We start from the raw sequence: 23,720 nt of genomic DNA on the forward strand, positions 1-23,720 counted from the left end.
AGCAACCAACCAGACCCTCACGGAACTTGATCAAGCCCTGCGTCATACCCTCGTCGAAGTGCAGGCTCAACGCACGGTTCTTGAACTCTTCGGGATAACGGACATTCATTCCTGAAGTAGTACCTTCCTCCACAACTACACGCGTGGAATTACCAGGAAGTCATGTCCAAGAAAACGGGGGTAGCCCACCTGGGCCTGCGCGAGGAGCCCGACCTCGCCGACGCCGAGATCAGCTCGATGCGCCATCGCCTCTACGCCATCCCCGCCAAGCTCGCCCGCCACGCCCGCCGCCGCACCCTCCGCCTCGCCGCCGACTGGCCCTGGGCCACAGCGTTCGCTCAGTGCTGGAAGCGCATCGGCGCCATCGATCCGCTCCCAACCTAACCGACACCCCTATCCCGCCGATCCGACGCCGGAAGGAGGAAACGCGGCCCTGACCAGGCAAGGATGCCGCCTGGCGTCACCGTCACGACTCGACGACCCGGTCAATCCTCAACCGGCCGAGGACAAACCGGGAGAACACGGGCCGCAACTCAAACCACAATGGCCACTGACGAATCGAGGCTACACCCCCTCACCGGTATTGGTCCATCCATGAAATGTCTCCCCAATTGAAGTCGCCGCTTTCTGAACGCAGCTCAAAATCTTCGTAGAAATCCATCCATTGCTCTGGAACATTCCAGATTTCCTCACCATCTACCTTGCCCACATATTCTTGAATGGCAGGCAACCACGGCCAATTTGGCATGAATAGATTCGAACCTGAGTAGCGCAAATGAAGAAGATTCACCAGAAATTCAAGGAAGCCACAATCAAACTCGTGCCACCTGCCATCGAAAGCTACAATAGTCCATTTGTTAGGATCCTTGTAACCCGTGTTCCACATGTATTGGGCGGCATTATTGTCGCTTCCCCAGAGAAATAGCCCACCCTCATCCGGATAAACCGGGAGACGGGGCTTCGGATCGATTTTGAGACCAATCTCATTATACACATGACTTCTTTCATCTCTATATTGAACTCGCCGAACACTGTCTAGCGATTCACTGCACCTTTCAGCTCCAATCAAGTCCACTCGTGTTGAAAGATAATTGAATACGATCAGCTCGTTACATATCTCTAGCGTTGAATATTCCCGAGACCATGAAACGTAATCATCTGGCAGGTCAATCCCAACTTCATTTCGAAACCGCTCATACTGTGTAGCGTTCGGATCAATTTCAGGCAGTCCGACCAGTAGCTTGAAATCTTCTATGCTCGTTGACGGCATGCTAGCAAGGCCTTCCTTTTGGTCTCGTATTAACTCCAACAACATTATTTGCGAAGCATTTATCGTACACCTGCCCGTCAACCGCGAAGGCAAGGACTTGAATGCCTGACAGTGAAGCGTGCCGCCCGGAGTCACTCAAGCCATTGTAATGAGGGACTGAAATGTATAGAACATTCACTCCAACGTCCACTTCATCCTTGATGCGCTCTTCGAACGGTCTCATATGCGACCTGTTAGTCGGCTCCTGCAAGCAAGTTACGAGATTGTTGGCATTTCCGGATCCGCCCAACACCTTAGCAACAAGGTGGCATCGAGCGTACTTCTGCTGGTTCTTCTCTCCCATTGGATTCTTGCCAGAAGGCCAATCCCAGGGATTCGTTGCCGTAGCCCGAATCGGCGCTGACCGGCCGGGGGGAGAGTCCCTGCGCCAGTGCGGCATCGATCAGGTCCAGGGCGAGTTCGCCCTTGGTGCGGTGGCTCGCGGTGTCGGGGACCCAGGGGCCCGGCAAAGTCGGTGAAGTGTGATGGATTCCGTTTGGGGCGTAACGGAAGGGCAGGTTCCTCGTTAGGCGAGGTGTTCTCACACATCCGCGCCGAAGGAACCTGCCGTGAGCGAGTCTTCCACTACCCCTGAGCTGATCGCAACCCTCGCCGAGTCCGTCGAGGACCTGGACATCGCCCCAGGCAGTCTGCTGGGGCTCTATGACCTGGTCGAAGACCCGCGCGATCCACGCGGTGTGCGTCACCCGATCGGGTTGCTGCTGTCGATCGCGACCGCAGCGGTCGCCTGCGGGAACCGCTCCTGGGAGGCCATCGGGCAGTGGGCGGCCGAAGTGGCACCCGACCGCATGGATCTGACCGGATACCGGCACGGCATCCCCGATGAATCGACGTTCCGCCGCACCCTGTCCGAGGTCGACGGCCAGGCGGTCGACAACGCGCTCGGTTCATGGATCTGGGCGCACCTGCCGCAGCGCCCGGGCCTGCGGGCCGTGGCCTTCGACGGCAAGGCCCTGCGAGGGGCCGCCCCCAAATACGTCACACCGGTCACCGTGGCCCTGCTCGACATCGACTCGGGCACCGTCATCGCCCAGCGGCAAGTCGCGAAGAAGTCCAACGAGATCCCCGCCGCGGCCCCGCTGCTGTCCCGTATCCCCTTGCACGACACCGTGGTCCTCGCCGACGCCCTCCACTGCCAAAGAGACCTCGCCGCCACCATCGCCGGCCGCGGCGGCTACTACCTGCTGCAGCTCAAGGCCAACCAGGGCGGCATGTTCGAAGCCGTCGAGGCTTTCGACTGGAGCGAGGCGGGCATCGGCGCCACCGACGACTCGACCGGCCACGGCAGGGAAGAGCTGCGCACCGTCCAGACCCTCGCCCTCGGCGAAGCGTTCGTACTCGACTTCCCGGCCGCGGCCCAGGTCATCCGTGTCGAACGCGTCCGCCGCGAAGGCCACCGCGAATCAGTCGAGGTCTGCTACTACCTCACCAACCTCGCCTTCGAAGACGCCACCGCCACTCAACTCGCGACATGGATCCGCTCGGAGTGGCATATCGAGAACCGGCTCCACTGGGTCAGAGACGTCACTTTCGACGAGGACCGATCCCAGATCCGCACCGGCACCGGACCACGCATCATGGCCACGCTGCGCAACCTCGTCATCAGCCTGCTCAGACTCGCAGGAGAAACCAACATAGCCGCAGGACTTAGACGATGCGCCAACCGACCCGAACACCTCCGGAAAACACTACTGAGCCAATGACCAGTCACGCACAGCTACCTTGCCGGGGCCCTGGTCGGGACCTTCGCCCGCCGGCGCCGCTCGGTGATGTCGGCTCCGGCCTTGGGGCTGGCCGGATCCCAGGACTCGGGCAGGAACAGCCGCCACCCGATCGGGCTGGAGGCCTCATGGCGCGCCAGTTGCAGACTGACCCCGATCTGGCAGTTCTTCACATCCCCGGCCGTCCCGGTGTACTGCCGCGCCACGCCCGCCGAGTGCTTGCCGCACTTGCGGAACCCAGTGTCGTCCACGATCCACCAGGCCGGATCGATCACCGCCTCGGCCGCCCGCGCCAGATCGGCCATCACCACCGAGGCGTCCCACGAGGCGTTCGAGATGAAGTGGTGCAGCCCCTGGCAGTGCGGCAGCCCCAGCGCGACGCTGATGCCCTCGATCGATTTCCGGTGGCCAGCCAGCAGCAGCCCCTTGACGTAGTCGAACGCCCGCGACTGCCACTGATACCTTGCCAGCGAAGCGGTCAGGCCCCCGACCACCTCGCAGAAGTCCTCAGCGAACTCAACATCCCCCGTAGCATCCATGAACCCATGGAAACCCTCAGATCACCTGTAACACAAGAAGAACGTCAGAAACCAGACAAAATACTACTAGATACCTCGAAAATAGGCTTCCCATCTAGAAGTCGTTCGAAACTCAGGAAGGTATGAATCGCCAGCTAGACTCTCCATATCTCGACATTCCTTGATTGAAGAAACATTGGGAAAATCCTCTGGAAAAATCTTCATGACAAACTCGTGCCGCATAAGACCAATAAGGAATTCTAGAAAACCACAATCGAACTCCTGCCACGAGAATGCGTCGCCGTCCGCAACAACAATTTTCCAGTCACTCGATTTTCCAATCGCGAGCCACATTAGATAGTCCCCATTGTCAGTTGTTCCCCACGGAATCAACCCATTCTCTTGGGGGTAAAATGGCAAAGCAGGCTTGGAACCTAGGAGATTTCCTTGGCTGTCAAACACCTCCTCCCTTTCCTCTCGATCCGCACTAATATCCGATAGCCCAAGCAGTTCCTCAGCTACCTCTTCTATCGTGCTTCGCCCATAGAATTCAGTGGGATGCCGAATCCAGAGAAAGCCGTCGAGCTCCAAACTCGGATAACTCTGAGCCCAGGTCTTGTAATCAGGCGGGAATTCTATCCCGAGCCTGCGTTCAATAACAGGCCAGTCAATAGGCGGATGAGGCGCTTCCGACGGACCCACGAGAGACTGAAATTCAGCAGCGAGCTCCATAAACTATTCCCCCACCCTTGGAGTTCTTGAAACATTGATCAGCATAGTATCCCATGTCCCCAATCGCTTGGATTCGAATTCCACTCAATGCGCCGTTCGTGCCATTATACTGCGGTATGGATATATAGACTATATCCTCCCCAAAGTCTACAGCCTTTCGGACGTCGGACTCCAGCTTACTCATATCCGGACTATTAGTAGGGTATTGAAAGCACGTAACCAAGTTCTCGACCAAGTAACCAGATCCGCCCAGCTGTTTTCCTAGTAGGTGGCATCGTGACATTCTCCCATTCTTAACCGATACCTTATTATTCCTTGGCCAGTCCCAAGGTTCGATTGCATGTTCAGCCGAACTTCCCCCTTTAGCATTGCAAAGATATGCGAGGGCACCACTTGCCTGGAATCCACTATTACGCGAAATTGGATCACTCGCTTTCTTGTAGTTTGCGGGCATGTAGATCTCCGTGTTCTCGCAGTCCTGATCATCTGCACGCCAATTGATGGCAGCGACATTACCATCACGGTCGGTAGTAACGATGTTCTCCCCTTCGAGCGCCTTGACTAGCTCATCATTGCCCATGAGCGCGCCGTTGAGCAGGTCGATCTCGCTCGGAGCTTCATCGGCAGCGTCCTGCGCTGTGTTCGCTGGGCGGGTCTTGATGGCGTTCCAGTCGATCCAGACTGGAACTCGCGGCTGGCCGCCACCAGAGCCGCCACCGGACCAATTTCCATCATCGTTCCCACCTCCAGGCGGAGTTCCTGGATCGGTATCGGTATCCGGCCCTGGAGACGTTCCTTGATTGAAGCCCTGGACCCAGCAGTTCCCTGCATAGGTGCAGTAGAGTACTCCGTTCCCAAGATTTGTGACACTAGCCACATCGGATGGAGACGGGCCACTCGGATTTGATGACCCGTGCGGCGAATTGTTCTGGTTGTAACGCCAGGATTCAACTGCGCTCGTGATTCCAAGGCCCAGGGCTCCGGTTGTTGCGGCTGAAGTACCCGAGCTGGATCTGTTCCCGTTCCCACCGGAGCTAGTAGTCGGGACGCTGATCTCGTCGCAATAGTCGACACAGGCTGCCGTAGCCAAGCCGGCACCCGCCACGATTCCGGCGGCAGCGAGAAGCTCCCCTCCTCCAATAACTGCCGGGATCGCCAGCAAGAAGACGAGATGACCGGTGGGGTCGGTGTAGTTGAGGGATGAGGCATTTCCGTAGAGGTAGCGGTTGCTCTGGGTGACAGGACTTGGGGACAGCTGCCAAGTGTCGCGGCTAATGAAGGTGCCGGTGCCCGGGTCGTACCAGCGGGCGTGGGCGTTGACTTCGCCGGTTTCGGGGTCGGTGTAGCCGCCTTGGAACCCGATACCGCTGGTGGTGGTGTCAGGGAGTGGTTGGCCGAAGGGGTCGAAGCCGCCGCCGGTGATCGTCTCGCCGGTGGTCGCGGACAGGACTGCCACGAGGTCGCTGTGACGGTCGGTCCAGGTCAGGCCGGTGGTGCCGTTGTGGGTTTGGGAGACTGTGCCGCCGGCCGGGTCGCGGACGATGGTGTCGGTGCCCGCCTGGCCCGAAGGCATGGCGGTCAGGTTGTTCGTCAGGCCGTCGTAGGCGAAGGTCGCTCCGTTGCGATCCACTAGGCGGTCAAGGGCGTCATATAGATTGCTGATCGATCCGCTGCCGGTGGTGGCGGTCTTGAGGCGTTCGAACGCGTCGAAGCTGTAGGTGGTTTGCCCCTCGGTCTCCTGATGGCTCGCCAGGGTGCCTCGCGGGGTGTAGGTCCAGGTCTCGTCGGTCGTGGTGGTGACCGTCTGGGCTTCCCAGATCTCGCCGTTTTGGACGCATTGGACTGGCCCGTCCATGGCTTCGGTGACGCGGTTGCGTTCGTCGTAGACGTACAGGCGCGTCTCGGCGGCTGCGGTGCCGCATTCGGTGCCCCAGCGGTGGACGGCGATGCGGTTGGAGGCGCCGTCCCAGGCGTAGGTGGTCTCGACCCCGGCCGGGTCGGTCCAGTTGGTCAGGCGGCCTTGCTGGTCGTAGTCGTAGGTTTGGGTGCCGGCGTTGGGCAGCCCCGCCGTCGTTTTCGCGGTGAGCAGTTGGCCGTCGTAGTCGTAGGTGATCGAGCGTTGTGTCTGGCCGGCGACCGTGATCTGGTCGAGGGCGAGTTGGCCGTAGCCGTCGTAGGTGAAGCTGCGGGTTACGTCGCCGGAGGTGACCGAGGCGAGTTGGCCGTCCTGGCGCCATCCGTAGGTGTGGGTGATGCCGGTGAGCGGGTCGGTGAGAGTGTTCAGACGTCCAGCCGCATCGTAGGTGAAGCCGGTGGTGCCGGCCGCGTCGGTCCGTTCGATGACCATGCCGTTGGCGTTGTATGCATAAGTCGCCTGTTGCGCGCCCCCGATGCCGGTCAGTAGGCCCCGATCGTTGTAGGTCAGGGTCGTGTCGCCGACGTCGCCGGAGAAGTTGGTCAGGTTTCCGACCGCGTCCCATTCGTAGGTTTTGATCGACGTGAGGGCTGCGGCGCCGGTGCCGGTCTCCTTGGTCTTGCGGCCGAGCAGGTCGTACTCGGCAGTCTGTGTGACGCCGCCGGGCAGGTGCTGTTCGACTGTATTGCCGGCCAGGTCGTAGCCGGTCGTCCAGGTCCGGTCGGCCGCATCGGGATGGGCGGCGGTGGCCGGTTCGGTTGTGCTGGTCTGCAGGCCCCAGGCGTTGAAGTCGTAGAACGTGGCGTGGCCGTTGCCGTCGACCATGCGGGTCTGGTTGCCGGCCAGGTCGTAGCCGAGTTCGACCGTGATGGCCGAGGTGTCACTGACCGTGCCGGTGATGGCGGTCAGCTGTCCTGCGGTGTCATAGGTGTAGGCGGTGTCGAAGGCGCCGGTGCAGGTCTGGCGCTGGATCCCGGTCGAATCGGTCACTCGTCCGGACAGGTCGTAGCGGCTCTCTGAGCATTGGACGCTCGACCAGCCGCTGCCGGTGTCGACTTCAGAGGAGACGGCGATCGGGTTGCCGAGGACGTCGCGGACTGTTGCCTGGCGGCGGGCGATGCCGTCGCCGCCGTCGGGAAGGTAGGTCTCCTCCCTAGTGGCGGTCGGGTACTCGAACGCGGTCACCGCGCCGGAAGGATCGGTGACAGTCTTGGTACGCCCGAGCGCGTCGTAAGTGTAGGCCGTCTGCTCCCCGCCAGGTGTGGTGGTTGCAGTGAGCCTCCCGGCAGCGTCGTATTCGAGCGTGCTGGTGAAGTAGGCCAGTTCGGTGCCGACGCGTTCGGTCCCGGTGACCGTGGCGAGGTTCCCGAAGCCGTCGTAGGTGGAGGTGGTGATCGCGCCGAGCGGGTCGGTCTCTTTCACCAGTTGTCCGGCCCGGTCGTAGGCGTACTGGGTGACCGGGGCGGTCTGTGATCCTTCGGCGTCGGGGTCGGGTTGGGTCAGTCGGACTGGTTGGCCGAAGGCGTCGTACTCATAGGAGGTGACGGCGCCGCGGGGGTCGCTTTCGGACTGGACGAGGCCGCCGGGCTGGTAGCTGGTGGTGATCTGTGGCCTGACCGGTTCGGTCGCACCTGGCACGGTTTCGGCGGGCAGCAGGGTGCTGGTCGGTCGGCCCGAGGTGTCGTAGCGGGTCTCGGTGATGTTCCCGTTGGCGTCGCGGAGGTGGGTGAGTTCGCCGAAGGCGTTGTAGCCGTATGTAGTGGCTGGTGCATGGGTGCCGGTGTTCACGCCGTCGAGCCAGACGTCTCGGGTTGTGCCGGTCGCGGTTTCGACTAGGCCGTGGGCGTTGTACGTGTAGGTCTCAGCGCCGTCCCCGCCAGTCGCGGTCTCGACCAGGAGGCCTTCGGTGTCGTAGACATTGCGGGTCTTGGTCACGGTGCACAAGTGGCCTGCGTCGTCGATGCAGACACCTGCGACGGTGGGCGCCGTGGTCCACGAGGCGATCATGTTTCCGGCTGCGTCGTAGTCGAATGTTTCGCTCTGGTAGGTCTGGCCGCCGTAGGTGTAGTCGATTCCGGTGGTGCGCCCGACCGCGTCATAGACCATGGCCGTACTTGCGGCTGCGCCGCTAGGGTCCATGGTGGTGGTCACGAGCCAGCTGCGGCGGTTGTAGGTCGTAGCGGTGACATTCCCAGCTGCATCGGAGGCGGAGGTGACGTTGCCGGCCTGGTCGTAGTCGTACTGGGCCATGACTGTGTCAGCGCCGCCGAACGAATGTGTTTCGATCTTGACGTTGCCGTCGCCCCAGTACTCCAACGACGTCTTGCGCCCGGCTGCGTCAGTGGTCGAGGCCGGCCAGTCGTTGTCGTAGTAGGTGCGGTACTCGAGCAGGAGCTCGGTGGCAGCGGGGTCGGACGGGTCGATCCCCTCGCCGACGGCGGCGGTCGTCAGGAGTCTGCCGCGCTCGTCATAGGTGTAGGTGAGTTCAAGGCCGGTTGGTGTTGTCTCCCCTGTCGTCAGTCCGGCCTCATCCCACTGTCGGGTCGCGATCGAGCCGTCAGGGTAGGTCGTCGAGATGATCCGCCCGCCGGGGTCGTAGGTGTAGGAGGTCACTCGCGATTGCAGCGAATCGGCGGTGTCACGGCTCGACGTGGACTCGAGCCGTCCGAACTCGTCGTACGTGTAGGACTCATCTAGACGATGTTCGGTACCGGTGACAGGGTTGGTGAACGCCGTACCGCTACTCGCAACCGTCTTTCCGAGCGCGTTGAGGGTGTAGGCCGTGGTGTGTCTGGCCTCGAACTGTCCATTCGCGTAATGACCGACCGCGCTCGAGACGATGCGGCCCAACTGGTCGTGGCCGAATTGGGTCACTTGCCCGGTGGGCGCCAGGGTTTCTACCAAGTCACCCGCCTGATTGTACTTGTACTCTGTCTGAGCGCCGGACTCGTCGATGACCATGGCGGTCAAACCGGCCGGAACGGTGCCGCCGTCGGTGGCTGCTTCGCTGCCTGTGGTGTAGGTGTGCGCGACCTGACCGGACGGGTCTGAGGCGTCTCCGGCGGTGCCAGGGAAATCGGTCGTGAGCAGTTGTCCACTGCTGTTGTAGGAGTATGTGGTGCGGTAGGTGGTGTCGTTCCTGTCGGCCGATCGGCCGTCGGATCGCCAGACGACTCTCCCGTTGCGAAGATCGAACGAATCGGCGCTGTCGTAGTACGCGGTGTAGGGGGTGGCGCAGTCGCCTTCAGCGCGGCACGTGGTCTGGGCGAGACGGCGGCCGTGCTCATCGGTGGCGAAGGCTCGGGTCAGGCCCGTCTCGTCGTGGTGTTCGGAGACGAACCCGGCCGAGTTGTACTCCCATGAGACCGTCCCGAACGCATCGGAGCGGGAGATGAGTCGGCCGCTGTGCGCGGCATCGTAGGTGTACTGCTCGGTCATGCCGTAACTGGAAGACAGCGTCACCAGCCGGGAGGTGTCCGTCATATACGGTGAGGACAGCTGCCATTCGGCGCCGTTGACGTCGGTCAGCGTGGCCACCCGACCGGTCGTCTTGTCGTAGTCGATGTCCCAGACCGCGTGTCCCTGGTCGTTGGTCACGGTGGTCATCCGAGCGGTGCTGTACCGCCCGGACTGAAAGCGAAGCGCGATCTCCTCGGCCGTCAGAGTCCGGGTGTAGACGGCCAGTTCGTCGATCTCGCCCGGATACGGGTAGTAGCCGGAGCCGGATGGCATACCCGGCCATGAGTCCGTGCCCCATCCGTTGCCGACAAGTGCCTTGACGCAGTTGTACTGATTGACCGTGCGCCCTGACTCACCGTCAGCAACATCGCCGTCAAGATACAACCATTGCTGCGTCGCCGCCGATGTCAATGCCACATGGTGCCATTGTCCATCGTCGACCACAGCGCCAGAGACGAGCTCTTGTCGCTTCGTGGTACCACTGGACATCCAGAAACCGGACCTGAGATAACCATCGGTGTCGATGTACAGCAACGGGTTGTAGCAATCCGGGCTCTGTGTGCCGTCATCGTTTCGTTGGATAGAGAACAGAGCGCCTCGCTCACCGGGCTCAGCGCGAAACCAAAGCTCGATGCCGACGGTGACCGATCCCTCCATCAGGCGGTCCGGTAGTTGTGCGAGGGTTTCACTGCTGCCCCCCAGGTCCAGTGCTCGGCCATTCGATGCTGCCAAGGCGCCGCCGACCGAGGTGTACAACGGTCCGGTTCGCCGGCCGTCGAATTCACCCTGAGCGTCGGCAGCCTGGTTGGGCAGGACCGATCCGAGGCTGGGCTCATCGAAGGTGTAGTAGGCCTTCGGGTTCGCATCCTGGACTGCGGCCTCGTAGAACGACGTCGACTCATAGTCGTAGGTCGTGCAGTCGACTGTCGACAGCGGCGAGCACACGCTGACCAGCAGGTCGCCCTGATAGGTATACGTCCAACGGCCCGGCTGTGCTCCTTCGGCCGCCGGGGCGGTCGTGACGGCGGTGACGTGCTCGCCGGTCCATTCAAGGTTGATGTAGCGTCCCGAAGCGTCGTCGGTGATCGCGGTCAGTTGCCCGGAGGTGTAGGCAAGGTTCTGATGCCGCCCGAACGGATCGGTGATGCGCACCAATTGCCCTGAGGCATTGAACTCTCTGATTTCGCCTGCCGTGTTTCGCAGTAGGTAGCCTGTACCAGAGGCTTTGAGCTCCAATGATTCGCCCAGCGGGGAAGCGAAGCTGCCGTCGGGGTTTTGCCCGAACCGGACGGTGCGACCAGACTGCAGTACCACCAGCACCGTCGATTCGGGTTCGACGACAAGGCGCTGGTCCCAAGGTGTCGACCAGCCGGTGCCGAATGCACCGTCGGTGCGCAGGTCCTGGGAGTTGTAGGTCCGCTGTGCTGCCAGAGCGGGACCGACAGCGGCTACCTGCGCGTCGGTCACCGTCGTAGTGAAGTTTCCGACCTGCGGGTTCAAACCCGGGACGGTCGAACCGTCGGCAGCCCCGGCAAGATGGGAGGTGATCGGCGGCTGCTGCGGCTGCGGAGTCAAGGCGATGCCGGGAGTCCACTCGGAGGTGGCGATACCATCGGTCACCTGGGCGTACCAGTGGACGCGGTCGCCCCAGGACAGGAAATCGGCGGGCACCTTCCATGCAGGGACCGACTGCCATGCCGAGGCGATGCAGTCGGTGGTGTCGCCCGATTCACCGCGGCAGATCTTGTACCGGTACTCAGCGTTCGAGGCCGAGGTGTCTGCGTCGGCGAACTGCACCCACAGCGTCGGCTCGTTCGATTCCACTACCGCCCCATGGCCCGGACTGTTGCCGGCGATATAGGGCGAGGCATTGACCACATCGAACTTCGCCCAGGTCTTCGGCATGTAATACGGCGAGCTGGTGAACCACTTCCCCTGGGGATCGACCATCGTGATCCTCAACTTGTACGATCCCGGCGGCAGTGCCTTGACCGTCGCCTCAAACGTGGCCGACTGATGCGGGCCAACGTCTGTGGGGGCGTAGAACGGACCCTCGCTAATCCGCACCGCGTTGCCGTCGAGGTCATAGACCTTGACCCGCAAGTGATAGCCCGTACCGGCCTTCCACGTGTCGCTCCCCCAGTTGGTCACGGTCACCGGAAGCGTGCCCGACGAACTGGCCGTCACCGGCGAGGTGAACCCGCCTGAGGGAAGGGAGTACCTGGCGGCCTGATCGGAATAGACGACATCGAGGAACGGGACCGCCCCGGGGATTGAGGTTTGTTTTGACGCGAACTTCTTCCAACCTTTGACGTCGGTGTGGGAGGCTTCGATGCGGAAGCCGTAGAACGCTTCCTTCCCATGGGTCCACTGGGTGAACTGCCACGGATCCAGATTGAACGTCTCCCAAGCCCGGCCGCAGCTCGAGCTGTATCCGTGGGCGAAGCTCTTCGAGGTCAAGGCCGTCGAATCGTAGGATGGGCCGGGCCAGGACATCGAGGAGTTGGCCGACCACGACTCGGTGAGCCGGTGGATTTTCACCGTCCTGTCGGCACATGACCACGAGTACGTGTTGTACATATTCAGCGTGGCGCCGCGGATGTACTTGTTGTCCAGCGCGCTCATGGAGGTGTTGAACTTCAACAGTCCTGCCGCGAGCAGCCCGTCGACCGTGCCGACCTTGATCTCGCCCTCGCCGGAGTAATTGTTGTTGTACGGCTTCATCACATAGGTGTCGCCGTACACCAGTCCATTGCTGTCGCTCAAGGTCGGATCAACCGTGATCGGGAAGACGCGGCCCGGATCGTCGAACCACTCCTTGTCGAGGCTCACCCGCAGCGCCGGAGCGCCGTCGATGTCGACGACCTCGTAGCCCAGCGCGTGGGTCCGGGTGCCCTCGCCGGTGAGCTCGTTGATATCGCTGTCTTCGGCGAACCCTGCAGGAACGATCGCGACGACGGCTCCATCGACATCTCGGAACTGGACGGACCCGGACGCTTCATCGACTACCGCCGAGAGCCCGTCCAGTTCGAGCGGGAACAGCCACGACGTCTGAGCGGTCGCATCATGGAGCACGATGTCGGCCTTCGCCCCCCAACCCGCAGCGGTAAACCGCAGGTCGGTCGCTCGGAGGATGTCCTCGTAGACGACCTGGTGGCCGTCTATCTGCGCGAACACCGGCTCAGCTCCGAGCACCCCGTAGTGGATCTCGTGTCCACCGACGTCGAATCGGATGATGTCGTCCGGCCCTGCAATTGACGCGAACGACACGTCGGCCGCTGCCTCGGGGACCCAACGCCCGAAGATGTTCGGCCGCAGGGTGGGGTCAAGGGGGACATACTGGCCAGCGCCGGAGGCGGTGAACGCAGCCGCCTGGAAGACTCGGAGGGTCTTGGTGCCGTCAGGATTGTCGAACACCGTCGTTGTCTCAGTTCGATCCTCGACTTGCTCCTGCGACTGTCCCTCCACATAGCCGGTCGGAATGCCCGGATCTGTGGTCTGCAGATCCAGCGACTGGGGTTCAAGCTCGGGCACGTCGAAATCGATCGGCTCCAGCGTCGGATCGTCCACATGCACAGCACCGGGTACCTCGGGCACCTCAACGTCCCAACTCCCGTCCATCTCAGCCGTACCATCGCCGACCGCGATTTCAGGAACCTCCTGCTGCGGCGCCTCGGTACTGCCGCCGAACGGCCACCACCACGGATCGTCGCCCGTGCTGAAGAAATCCCCTGGAGGGACCGCAAGGAGTCCGGCCAACAGCGACAGCATCAACGAATAGTGGAACCAGCGGGCACGCAGCCGCGACCGGCGGTGTTGTTCCAAAGGGAGTACAGGGGCGGACTCGGATCCACGCGGGGCGGAGGACATCGGTATTCCGTTCATTCCAAGGGGCTCAGGCGACTACAGCTCGATCCGATGTGCGTAACCGGTTCATCCAAAACTCATTCCGAATGAGCCACTGGCCGCTGCCGAAACGCCGAAGTCTTCTGGGGTGTAAACCTGTACCGTCGCTTCAGCACCTGCGACCAAGTTGTTCCAGGGAATCCCGTACACCGCAGGCATAGTGGACCAGGGGTCGGCTATGTACAGGTACCCGGCCGTGGCATGTATCGAGATCCCCAACTGCATCCCTGAGCGCCATTTGACGCCTCCGTCCTCCAAGGCAGAAGAGGCGGAGACGTCGTGGTCGCCAGGCTCACCGATCATCGAGAAGACCTGCACCCAGCCACGGTCGGCAAGTCCACTTGACTCGAGGTCCTCACCCGGCGCGCCTACTGCCAGCAGCAGGTCTTCCCATGACACTGCCGACCCAGGGCTGCGGTTGACCAGGGCCAGGGCTGTGCCGAACAGATCACCGTCTTCCCTGGCTCCCTCGACACTTGCAGTGCCTTGATTGAAGGCGGCCTTCTCGGTCAGCGAGCCGTCCGCAGCGATCTCGTAAACCCCTCCCTGATCCTGAGACCCGCCGTCTTCACCAGGCGTTGACACCGCTATCAGCGTCGATGTACCCGAGCCGCCAGGCGCGGTGTAATCCACCATCGCCACGGCGTAACCGAACAGATCGCCGGACTCAGCTGCCCCCGAGATCCCCTCAGTGTCTTGATGGATCCCACCGAGAAGCGAAGGAATGCTCTCTGCGGCGTTGTGCACGAACGCCTGTACCATTCCGGCGTTCTTGAGGTCTCCGATTGCCTCGCCCGGGGCGGCGACGGTGAAGCTGGTAGGCGAAGACGACAGCGCGAAGCCATATAGGTCTCCGGTCTCTGCCACGCCGGGCACTCCGGTCGAATCCTGGTGGATGTTCACTGCATGGGTCGGGGTGGAGTAGATGACCATGCCGGCTTTTGCAATGGTGCCGATCGACTCGCCGGGTGCTCCCGCGACCAGGTACGGCGTTCCGTTGATCATGGTCCCGGCCGTCAAGCTGTGTCCGAACTGGTCACCGGGTTCGCTGGCTGCCGATGTACCGAACGTCGCCTGGTTCCAGGTCTCGGCGGTAGCTTGGTCAAGTCCTGAGGGGGAACCTGGGATGTACACGATGACACCGGCATCGGCCTTGGTGTTGTTCGCCCAGTTTTCGAATGGCACGCCGATGAACAGATCCGAACAGCCGTCACCGTTCCAGTCCGTCGAGGCGAGAGCATGCCCGAACCGGTCCCCCGCCGCGTTGTCGTTATCAGAGACCCCAAGCTGCGTGATGGTCTGCGTATCTCCGTTGCCGAAGGCAATGTGCACGCTCCCTGAGCGGGCTGCTCCGGACACCGTCGCGTCCGGATCGCCGATCGCCAGGTCGGCTACGCCGTCCCCGTCGAAGTCGGACTCGACATCGCCGACACAGGTCTGCGCCTGGGCCGGCGCGGAGGCGCCGACCAGCCCGACCGTTCCTAGCACCACGAGTGCCAGCGATCGGACACCCAAGCGGGAGAATGAACTAGGCCGAGGTAGGGCCAGCCTGAAGGCGCTTTCACGCACCCGTCGGCCAATATCACCTACAAGGGACAGAGAAAAATTCACGAGAGGTCTTCCAGTTGTAGTGGGCAAGCCCTCGACACCGGGCAGAGTCGGGACAGGACGGAAACTAACGGTCCGCATTCCTGTAGTCAACCCCTGCACTCAAATAGCGGTGATGATCAAAATGGATTATTGGCCCGAATCGCCTAAAATCCACGTGCATTGCTCGCCATAAGCCATCAAGAAACATGCAGCACACTAGACACACCCTCACAGGTGACACCATGCGATTACGCAATATCAAGTCCGAACTGGAATCTCCGCAGTAACGAGCCTAGATCACATTTTGATCACAACTCCTCCCGCTTCGCCTGCGGCGAGACAGTCTGCACTGACGCAGATGTCGATCCGAGGACACGAGCCGGCTCCGAAGACCTGCAACACGCGGTCGCCTCGCGCCTGCCGGACCGATGCGTTGGCGCCGGCTCAATGGGCCTTTGGCGATGCTGGTCAGCTCGCGAGCGGTGAAGACCCCAAGGGCGCTTTGATGGACTCAGGCGGGGCCCGCACATCTGGTCCAGGCGAACGCCCGCGCGCGCGCTCGCGCTCGCTCGCCAAGACAGAGCGTCGACCCTGCGGCGGGCGCGCAGAGGCGGAGGCCGGTGTGGCTTCGGCCGCGCGGCGATCGCTGAAGCCAAAAGCAGCTCAGCGATTGCGACCAAACATGCGCAGTAGCCCGTCTATTGCTTCTCAGCCTCCTCTAGATCCGGACTTGACACCCCTAAATATCGTACATTTGCGGTGAAATCCCCCGAACCATCATGCCTGCGCACCCTGTCCAAACATGCGTGTACTCGACGGCCAAACATGCGTGTGGTTAAACTACGGCGAGATCAACCGAGACGTCATGCAAGCGCCCTCAGCACCCGACCGGCGCCGATCCCGCCACGCCTGATCGAAGCCCTCAAGACCCACAACGAGCGGTTCGGGACCGCCACCCCTGGCCACCAACACCGTTGCGTTTAGGTGGAGGTGCTGGTCGTGGGGTTGCGGGTCATTGCGGTTCGGTGATCGTTGCTGGTCGGTGGGGTCGTGTCCGGGGCTGGTGTGGTCTGGGAGATGCTTGGTGGCGTGACGAACGCGGCTGATCGTGCCTCTTCTGGAGTGTTGACCCAGACGTTCGACCCTGGCCTGGTCGACACTGTCACCGCCGAGGGCGGCGCGGTGTGGGAGCGGCAGCGGGATCTACCCGCCCGGTTGACGCTGTACCTGGTGTTGGCCTTGTGGCTGTGGCGCAACCTGTCCTATAAGAAAGTGTGGCGGCGGCTCGCCGATGGCTGCGCTTTCAGCGGTGGGGCCGACGATCTGGCCCTGCCTGCGACCGGTGCGCCCGAGGCCTCCTCGATCACCCGGGCCCGAGCCCGACTGGGGACCGAGCCGCTCGCGTTGCTGTTCGCCGAGACCGCCGGCCCCCTCGCCCGGCCCGACACGCCCGGCGCGTGGTGGCGGGGACTGCGCTTGACCGCGGTGGACGGCACCTGCCTGGATGTGGCGAACACGCCCGAGAACCGGGAGGCGTTCGGCGGCCCGACCGATGGCGCGTTCGGGCAGCTCCGCCTGGTCTGCCACTGCGAGATCGGCACCCGCGCGGTCATCGACGCCGCCTTCGACGCCTACGCCACCAGCGAGAAAGCCCTGACCGAACGGATCACCGCCTCCTTCCGGCGCGGGATGCTCGCCGTCTTCGACTCCGGCTTCTGCGGCTCCGACCTCTACGAGCAGGTCACCGCTACCGGATGCGAGGTCATCATGCGCGCCGGAGCCCAGTTCGGCCTCACCCCGGTCCAGGTCCTGCCCGACGGGTCCTACACCGCCCACCTCAAGGCCGGCGGGCCACTGGTCCGGGTCATCGAATACACCGTCTACACCACCGACCCCGACACCGGGGCCGAGACCACCGGAGAGACGATCACCCTGGTCACCAGCCTGACCGACCCCGACCTGTGGCCGATCGAGGACTTCCCGGGCCTGTACGCCTCCCGCTGGGAGTCCGAGATCCTCTACGACGCGGTCAAGACCGAGCTGCGCGGCGGCACGACCGTCCGGTTCCGCTCCCAGACCCCTGACCTGGTCCGCCAGGAAGCCTGGGCGCTGCTGCTGGTCTACCAGGCCCTGTCCGACCTCATCGGACGCACCGCCGGACCGGCCGGCCTCGATCCCGACCGGATCTCCTTCACCACCGCCCTGAACACCGCCCGCCGCTCAGTCAAGCAGACTGGACGGCCCTTTTCCCCCTGAGCACCTTGCCGCCCTCGACCGATGGGCACTGGGCGAGCTTTTCGACGATCTGCTCCCCGAACGCCGAAGCCGCACCGCGTCACGCGAAGTCACCCGCAGATCCTTCCGCTTCCCCACCCGCGACCGCACCACACCCGCCACGACCAGGGCCGATTACCGAATCCACATATGGCGCCTCACCCCACCACCAGCAACAACACCCTAAAACAACGGTGTTGCAACTACAGTCTCCCTGAAGGCAAGGTGGTCCGAATCCACCTCTGGTTCTCACGGAACGGGACCTACTCAGGCCATCGGTACAGCGAAGTAGGTACTGCCTGACCGGTTGACGGAAAGTGGCCCGGAGCGGCGGATTCGCGGCTTCGGGCAGTTCCGTGCGTCAGGGCGTGGGCGAAAGTTCGCGGTGTCGCTAATAGCGTGATTCCGATGAATGTCAGTGGCCTGTAAGGGTTTCAGGCGTTGCGTCTGGTAGCTTTGGCGAGGTTGTCGACGCCCGAAAGGCGGAGCGCGCCGATGGCGAGTTTGCGGAAGCTGGCCATGGCGCGGGGCGCGTTCTGCGTGCGCAGCCGGGAGGCGCCCTCGCGGAAGGTGGCGTCCACATCCGCCGCATCTGGGAGGACTCGGGTCGGACCTATGGATCCGACCGGGTGTGGGGCCGGTTCGGCCGGGACGGGATCCACGTCGGCCGCAAGCGCGTCGAGGCAATGGCCCCGTGCCCGCGCTGGAAAGCCGATTTGCGAGGTACCCGAGCGGTCACCGATGTGAACCACGCCGGCCGGATATCAGCGCCATTCGTGCTGTCCAGGGCCCATAGAACGAGATCTGACCGCCCGAGCAGAGCGGCTCGACCGCATCGCCGCGAGGGGCGAAAGCACGATTTCCTGCGGCCTCCATGATCGTCAGCCTGGCCGAGCACGCACTCTACACGCGGGTGTTCGGATTCGCGGGCGCGGCAGGGACGTATCCTCGGCGTTCGGCCTCCCATGACAGCTTCTCGTCCCAGTTGAACTTGATACTTGGACACGGCAGGTGCCCCTCCGTCCACAATTTCGGGCAGCTGCCGCCGCAAACGGGCAGGATGGGGCACGAGCTGCACTGCCATTCGCCCGCGGTCACCTGGGCGTACCAGTCGTCGAACTTGCCCGCCGGGCGAAGCGTGTTGCCGAGGCTCTCGACGGTGCCGATGATCTCGCTACTCCGGGGTCCGGGGACGAGGGGATGCTCTGAGCACGAGTACACTCGCTCGAGCGGGTCGATGAGCTCTCCCTTGCGAGTGGTGGCCAGGCAGGTCGCCGCTTTGGGCCGGTTCGGCATGCGGGGCACGCTGAACCCCAGTCGGTGCGCGGTCTCGTATGCGGCGATCTCCCAGGCGGCGAATTCTTTGGCCTGCAGTTCCACCGCTGAGACGTCATTGCCCCAGGAGTGGACGGGGGCGAGGTGGAGTTCGATGCGGCGGACCGCGAGGCCCGCGTGGGCCAGGTCGAACAGCAGGTTGTCGACCTCTTCGCGGTTTTCCCGGTCGACGTTGACGCGGACGCTGATCGCGAGGTCGGGTGCCATGCCGGAGCTCACGGTCTCCGCCAGGGCCTCCACGGTGGTGTCGAAGCTCCCCTTCCCGTTGCGTTTGTGGCGTCGGGCGTTGTGGATCTCGCGCGGTCCGTCTATGGTCACTTCGAGCAGTCGGACCCGGCATTCTTCGCTCAGTTCCGATATCTTGCCCGGTGTGAGCAGGCTGCCGTTGGTCACCAGAGCAGCGGAGTAGGTCTTTCCTAGACGCTCCGCGGCCGCCACGATGCGAGCGCTCATCGTGGTGATCACCTTGTAGGCCAGCATCGGTTCTCCGCCGAACCAGGTGACCGAGGCTCCGTCGACTTGGGGCTGTTCGAGGACGCCGGTGATCCGACCGGTCATCCTGTCGACCCGGTTCCAGTTCACCGCGGTCTTGAAGTGCTCTTGGCCGCAGTAGTCGCAATCCATGTTGCAGTATGAGGTTGGCATGACGGTGAACGTCCGGTTCCGGCTCTCCGCGGCGCGCTGCTCGAAGCCGGAGGTGACCGTCCGCAGCTCGTTCTCGTCCTCGGGGACGACCGCCGCGATGTCGCTCAGCGTGGGGGCGAGGTCGTGGTCGGACACGTCTTCGCCGTTCTCCAAGGCGGCGGCGACCGGCAGGGGAAGCGCGAACACCGTTCCGGTGCGTGTCGCGTAGGCGAATCGCACCTCGGCTCCCGCTGAATCGCGGTAGGTCTTCGAACCGATGAGCAGGTAGCGGCTTCGCTTCATGGTTTCGTCCGTTCCGTGGAGAGGAATGACAGCACCGGGTCGGCGTCCCGATCGGCCCGGCCCGCCGGGGCCGGGAGGCGGAACTCCAGTGAAGTGACACCGCCGAGTGCGGACACCCGCCGGTCCCGGCTGTCGCTGGGTGAGCGGGTGAACACCGAATCGACTCTGGAGAGTCCGTGGTGTTCGAGCAGTCGGTTCAGGAACCGGTGCAGCACCACGTCGGTGCAGGAGACTTCGGTCGCTCTGCCGTCGCTCAGGAGAATTTCGACCGGGCTGCCGGCCAGCCGCCCGTCCATGCCCAGGTGCCTCGAGTAGGTGACGGCGGCATCGGCCACGAATCGTCCCTCGGCGACGCCGACTCCCGCTCGCCATCCGTACGGCGTGGGAGACAAGGGTATGCGGGAGGCGAGGGCCGCGCGTTCCCACGGTCCGGTGGTCTTCAGGCGCAGGTCCCCGCGGTGGAGCACGGCCGGTGGACGGGGCCCGCCGTCCGACTCGGTCCCCCAGCCTGCAGGTGGTCCGGCCACCTGCATCGCTCCCGCGAGCCCTGGGACTCCCGGCACCGCCAGCGGGTCCTCACCGACCACCAACAGGTGCCACCGTCGGTGGCCCCGCCCGAGTCGAACCACCTCAGCGCCTTCGGCCGAGCGCCGCAGTTTCGGAACTGCCGGCGCGCCCGCGGTCCGCAGATAGGCCAGCAGCATCGCGGCCTCGGACTTCCGATCCGCCTCGAAGCCCACCACGACAGGGCTCCCGTCGAGCATCCCATGTCCCGCGCAGACCTCGAGCAGTCGAGCACAGGGGTCGCGAGGCTCCTCGCCGGCTGCGGTGTTCATACGCGCTCAGCTCCCGAATCCGAGACCGCCGGCGCGTCTTGCCCGCCCTCGGGGGCCTTCTTCAGGGCGTTGCGCAGCGGCCTGAACACGACCGCTCCGGCCGCGATCATGAACAGCGCGGCCACACCGTAGACCGTGTCGACGGTCGTGAATCGGACCCCGGCGACCGTGGTGTCGAAGTCCGCTAGGACCGTGCCGGCGAGGACGCCCGTCACGGCCATGGCGGTGATGGACGTGGTGTAGGTCAGTGGGTTCATTATGGAGTTGACCCTGCCGAGCAGGTGGTCCGGGACGATCTTCAGGACGAGCGGGCCGAGGATGGTGCTGACCATCCCGAGCGGCACCGCCGCGAGCATGAGGACGACCAGGGCCGGTATGAGCGCCGTCTGGCGGGAGTAGAGCAGAACCAGCAGTCCGATCGCCACCAGGCCCCAGCTGAAGACCTTGGCCTCGCCGAGTCTGCCGCTCACCCGCCCCGTCAGGAGGGCGCCCACGATCGTGCCCGCCCCCGCCGCGGCGGTGATCGTGCCGAGCCACGAGGCGTTCGTGGCCAGGTTGTCGGTGACGAAGAAGACTTCCAGGACGTTGAGCGCACCGATCCCGAACATGTAGACGCAGGTCCCGAGGATCAGGATGACCAAGGGTCGCATGGTGACGAAGAAGGCGAACCCCTCCTTGAGCTCGTTCCAGAAGCCTTGATGCGGGGTCCGCTCCGCAGGCTCGGCGGGCCGGAGCCGCACCGCCCACACGCACAGCGCGGAGACCAGGAAGGACACCGCGTTGATCCCGAGTGCCCACTCGACGCCGCTGGCGAAGAGGATGGGCGCCGCCAACGGGGGTGCCAGGATCGCGGCGGTGTTCGATGTGGCAGAGAACAGGCCGAACGCCCTGGGGCGGTCCGATTCGGGCACCGCTTGACCGATAACGGCAAAGCGGGCCGGATTGAAGAACTGCGCGGCGGAGTTGCTCAAGAACACCAGGAAGCAGATGGCGCTCAGCTGGGTCACCGCGGGCAGGTCGCCGCCGGTCACGGCGACGGCGAGCATGGCGAAGCTCAAGATCGCCTGCGCGAGGTTCGCCCAAATCATGATCGTGCGGCGATTCCACCTGTCCACGAAGACGCCGGCCAGCGGTCCCACCACGAGGATGGGTGCCGCCGCGGCGATCAGCACTGCCGACACCGCCGTCGGCGCCCAGGACTCCCCTCCGGCCACGACCGTCCCGACCCAGAGGACGACGGTGACGTCGAAGATGAGATCGCCGACGATGGAGATCGCCTGGCCTGTCCACAGGAGCCGAAAGTTGCGATTGCTTCGGAGCCCTGTCCGCCTGTTCGCGGTCGTCATGCCGCGGCCCTCCGCTCGCCGATGGCCGCGCCGAGCCACCCGTGCGGCGCGGGCCGGGAGAGCTGCCGTGCCGTCGCACGCGGGCTGGGGATCTCGCGGACCAGCGCGGTGAGGCGGTCGAACAGATGGGAGTCGTCGCGGTCATCTTGGGCGGGGTGCGGGGTCAGTGACCGCCGGAGTTCGGGATCGGCACCCGCCCTCCGCTCCAGTTCTCTCAGGACTTCGGGGAGCCAGGCTCTCGTGCGGACCCCGATACTCAGGTGGACCGAGGCCGATCCGCGCGCGGTTCCCGCATGCCAGTATCCCCGGGGGATGTACAGGCATTCGCCCTCATCGAGGTCGGTCTCGAGCACCGGCTCGGTGGTGCATTCGAGCACGGTCTGCCGGAGGGGATACGGCGCGGTCGGGGCGTGCAGCCGCCACGACTTGGAACCGTGAAGCTGCAGCAGGAACACGCTGTCCACGTCGTAGTGGAGCTTCACCCCGCTGTGTCCCGGCGGAGTGATGAAGACGACGCAGTAGGTCTCGAAGCCCGTCGCTCGGGTGAACTCGTCGGCGAAGCGGGCCACGCCGGGACTGAAGGTCTGGACCTCCTCCAGCAGCACCGTACAACCCGAGGAGAGGACCTCCGCCAAGCCGGAGGCGGTCGCGACCCGCTCCCTTGTCCTGCCGCCCCGCTCCCTGGGGTGGAAGATGCCGCCCCGTTCAGCCGCGCTGCCGTCCTCGAAGACCCGAAGCGATCGCTCGGGAACTCCTCTAGAGAGCATCGACTCGATCTCCTTCAAATCGAGGATGTCGGAGAAATCTCTGGTGACGGTGGTGAGCAGTGGCTTTTCGTCCCAGTATTCCATTAGCAAGTCCGGGTCGTCGGCGAGGGTCTTGAGTGGATCCATATGCTTCCTTATGAACGGGGCGAAATCCGAGCCTTAAAGATGGCGACGAGTCACTTGAGAATTGGGCAGACTGAATCTTCGAATACGCATACCGCGCACTGCCGACGTGAGTTGATCCGTCATGCACCATCGCATTGTCGTTCTCGACGCATGACACACGGCGGAACCCCGATAGGCCCACTCGGTCTACTTATACCCGCATGTGATCCAAGATACCGTCGGCGGCGACGCATGTCAACACCTCGTGAACGATGCCGCCTAGTCGCTCCACATCCGCCGCACCGCCGGCCGCGGCTCGATCCGGGATCTCTCGAATGCGCTGGTAGATGCGTTCGGCACCCGGTCGTATCCCCAGGTAGACCGGTTGCATTCGGTCCATAATCGCTGAAATCCGGCAATTCATCGAAATTTCTGTATTTTCGTATGCAGCCGCAAGAGCGCCAATGTATCCCTTCTGCCAATCAAGATCTATCAGCGACGATTCGCATCGTCCTGAATCTCCACATGAACATTGGCAAAGAATGATCATGGAAATTGATCATCGCTCGCCATCGAGGAATTCGACAGCAAGCAGTCTTGGGAACCGGGAAATGCATCCATGTCGATGCATTGACCATCATGGTCACTCGCTGATATTCTCAATTGCGGCATGCCTCAGACGCACATCAATCACATGCGTAAAGGAGTCGTTCGGATGCCAGACAAAGAACAGACCCCCGGCGAGGAAGAACTCGCCAAGGCCGAAGAAGACGTGGAAGGCCACGGAATCGAAGACGAGGACGAAGGCGACGCCGATGTTCTCGACGTCAACTTCGGCTGCAACAAGCTGCAGTAGGCCGAACTAGGCGCAGGTGCGTCCCCGCATCAGCACCGTACGCCGTACGACGGCGGGCTGCTCCTTCACCCCGAAGCGCAGCCCGCCGTCTGATCTGACGGCA

At 63.3% G+C, this 23,720-nt stretch carries 15 protein-coding genes; 4 read left to right on the top strand and 11 right to left on the bottom strand.

The annotated features are described in order from the left end of the window. Positions 1-162: 162 nt before the first annotated feature. Positions 163-384 (top strand): transposase, encoded by a 222-nt coding sequence (locus L0U85_RS14960; protein WP_241378567.1) that lies wholly within the window; start codon positions 163-165, stop codon positions 382-384. 190 nt (positions 385-574) lie between these two features. Here the strand turns inward: L0U85_RS14960 and L0U85_RS14965 are convergent, their stop codons facing one another. Together L0U85_RS14965 and L0U85_RS21395 are read right to left on the bottom strand one after the other, a co-directional pair. Continuing rightward, positions 575-1,270: a hypothetical protein gene (locus L0U85_RS14965; RefSeq protein ID WP_241378568.1), complete on the bottom strand. Its 696-nt coding sequence runs from the start codon at positions 1,268-1,270 to the stop codon at positions 575-577. Positions 1,271-1,563: 293 nt separating this feature from the next. Then, positions 1,564-1,854 (bottom strand): transposase, encoded by a 291-nt coding sequence (locus L0U85_RS21395; protein WP_347177450.1) that lies wholly within the window; start codon positions 1,852-1,854, stop codon positions 1,564-1,566. Between the two features lie 24 nt (positions 1,855-1,878). Between L0U85_RS21395 and L0U85_RS14970 the strand changes: the two genes are divergently transcribed. Continuing rightward, the gene (locus L0U85_RS14970) at positions 1,879-3,033 is read left to right on the top strand and encodes an ISAs1 family transposase (protein ID WP_241378569.1); all 1,155 of its coding nucleotides are present in this window, start codon (positions 1,879-1,881) and stop codon (positions 3,031-3,033) included. 14 nt (positions 3,034-3,047) lie between these two features. On the opposite strand, the gene L0U85_RS14975 is transcribed toward L0U85_RS14970, so the two are convergent. From L0U85_RS14975 to L0U85_RS14990, 4 genes are all read right to left on the bottom strand, one after another. Continuing rightward, positions 3,048-3,590, bottom strand: a complete 543-nt coding sequence (locus L0U85_RS14975) for a transposase (RefSeq protein WP_241378570.1) — start codon at positions 3,588-3,590, stop codon at positions 3,048-3,050. Positions 3,591-3,656: 66 nt separating this feature from the next. Next, positions 3,657-4,301, bottom strand: coding sequence for an SMI1/KNR4 family protein (locus L0U85_RS14980; RefSeq protein WP_241378571.1), 645 nt, complete (start codon positions 4,299-4,301; stop codon positions 3,657-3,659). Then, positions 4,285-13,500, bottom strand: a complete 9,216-nt coding sequence (locus L0U85_RS14985; protein ID WP_241378572.1) for a LamG-like jellyroll fold domain-containing protein — start codon at positions 13,498-13,500, stop codon at positions 4,285-4,287. Before L0U85_RS14985 ends, L0U85_RS14980 begins: the two co-directional genes overlap by 17 nt. Positions 13,501-13,608: 108 nt before the next feature. Beyond that, positions 13,609-15,096, bottom strand: coding sequence for a VCBS repeat-containing protein (locus tag L0U85_RS14990; RefSeq protein ID WP_241378573.1), 1,488 nt, complete (start codon positions 15,094-15,096; stop codon positions 13,609-13,611). A 1,197-nt stretch (positions 15,097-16,293) separates the two neighbouring features. On the opposite strand from L0U85_RS14990, the gene L0U85_RS14995 reads away from it, so the two are divergent. Then, positions 16,294-17,427 (top strand): IS4 family transposase, encoded by a 1,134-nt coding sequence (locus tag L0U85_RS14995; RefSeq protein ID WP_347177451.1) that lies wholly within the window; start codon positions 16,294-16,296, stop codon positions 17,425-17,427. Positions 17,428-17,879: 452 nt separating this feature from the next. On the opposite strand, the gene L0U85_RS15000 is transcribed toward L0U85_RS14995, so the two are convergent. The 5 genes from L0U85_RS15000 to L0U85_RS15020 all read right to left on the bottom strand — a co-directional run bounded on the left by L0U85_RS15000 (position 17,880) and on the right by L0U85_RS15020 (position 22,782). Next, on the bottom strand, positions 17,880-18,026 hold the full coding sequence (locus L0U85_RS15000) for a hypothetical protein (RefSeq protein WP_241378575.1): 147 nt from the start codon (positions 18,024-18,026) through the stop codon (positions 17,880-17,882). Positions 18,027-18,348: 322 nt separating this feature from the next. Further along, the gene (locus tag L0U85_RS15005; RefSeq protein WP_241378576.1) at positions 18,349-19,707 is read right to left on the bottom strand and encodes a radical SAM protein; all 1,359 of its coding nucleotides are present in this window, start codon (positions 19,705-19,707) and stop codon (positions 18,349-18,351) included. After that, positions 19,704-20,543, bottom strand: a complete 840-nt coding sequence (locus tag L0U85_RS15010; protein WP_241378577.1) for a hypothetical protein — start codon at positions 20,541-20,543, stop codon at positions 19,704-19,706. Before L0U85_RS15010 ends, L0U85_RS15005 begins: the two co-directional genes overlap by 4 nt. Continuing rightward, positions 20,540-21,889: an MFS transporter gene (locus L0U85_RS15015; protein WP_241378578.1), complete on the bottom strand. Its 1,350-nt coding sequence runs from the start codon at positions 21,887-21,889 to the stop codon at positions 20,540-20,542. Before L0U85_RS15015 ends, L0U85_RS15010 begins: the two co-directional genes overlap by 4 nt. Further along, positions 21,886-22,782, bottom strand: a complete 897-nt coding sequence (locus tag L0U85_RS15020) for a cupin domain-containing protein (RefSeq protein ID WP_241378579.1) — start codon at positions 22,780-22,782, stop codon at positions 21,886-21,888. Before L0U85_RS15020 ends, L0U85_RS15015 begins: the two co-directional genes overlap by 4 nt. A 694-nt stretch (positions 22,783-23,476) precedes the next feature. On the opposite strand from L0U85_RS15020, the gene L0U85_RS15025 reads away from it, so the two are divergent. After that, positions 23,477-23,617: a hypothetical protein gene (locus L0U85_RS15025; protein WP_241378580.1), complete on the top strand. Its 141-nt coding sequence runs from the start codon at positions 23,477-23,479 to the stop codon at positions 23,615-23,617. Positions 23,618-23,720 lie beyond the last annotated feature (103 nt).

The sequence above is a fragment of the Glycomyces sp. L485 genome, from assembly GCF_022548875.1.
In the GTDB taxonomy this organism is placed as follows: domain Bacteria; phylum Actinomycetota; class Actinomycetes; order Mycobacteriales; family Micromonosporaceae; genus Glycomyces.

Coding starts and splice junctions, on each gene's coding strand:
- L0U85_RS14960 (WP_241378567.1), top strand. CDS start 163: ATGTCCAAGAAAACGGGGGTAGCCCACCTGGGCCTGCGCGAGGAGCCC.
- L0U85_RS14965 (WP_241378568.1), bottom strand. CDS start 1,270: ATGCCGTCAACGAGCATAGAAGATTTCAAGCTACTGGTCGGACTGCCT.
- L0U85_RS14975 (WP_241378570.1), bottom strand. CDS start 3,590: ATGGATGCTACGGGGGATGTTGAGTTCGCTGAGGACTTCTGCGAGGTG.
- L0U85_RS14980 (WP_241378571.1), bottom strand. CDS start 4,301: ATGGAGCTCGCTGCTGAATTTCAGTCTCTCGTGGGTCCGTCGGAAGCG.
- L0U85_RS15005 (WP_241378576.1), bottom strand. CDS start 19,707: ATGAAGCGAAGCCGCTACCTGCTCATCGGTTCGAAGACCTACCGCGAT.
- L0U85_RS15010 (WP_241378577.1), bottom strand. CDS start 20,543: ATGAACACCGCAGCCGGCGAGGAGCCTCGCGACCCCTGTGCTCGACTG.
- L0U85_RS15015 (WP_241378578.1), bottom strand. CDS start 21,889: ATGACGACCGCGAACAGGCGGACAGGGCTCCGAAGCAATCGCAACTTT.
- L0U85_RS15020 (WP_241378579.1), bottom strand. CDS start 22,782: ATGGATCCACTCAAGACCCTCGCCGACGACCCGGACTTGCTAATGGAA.
- L0U85_RS15025 (WP_241378580.1), top strand. CDS start 23,477: ATGCCAGACAAAGAACAGACCCCCGGCGAGGAAGAACTCGCCAAGGCC.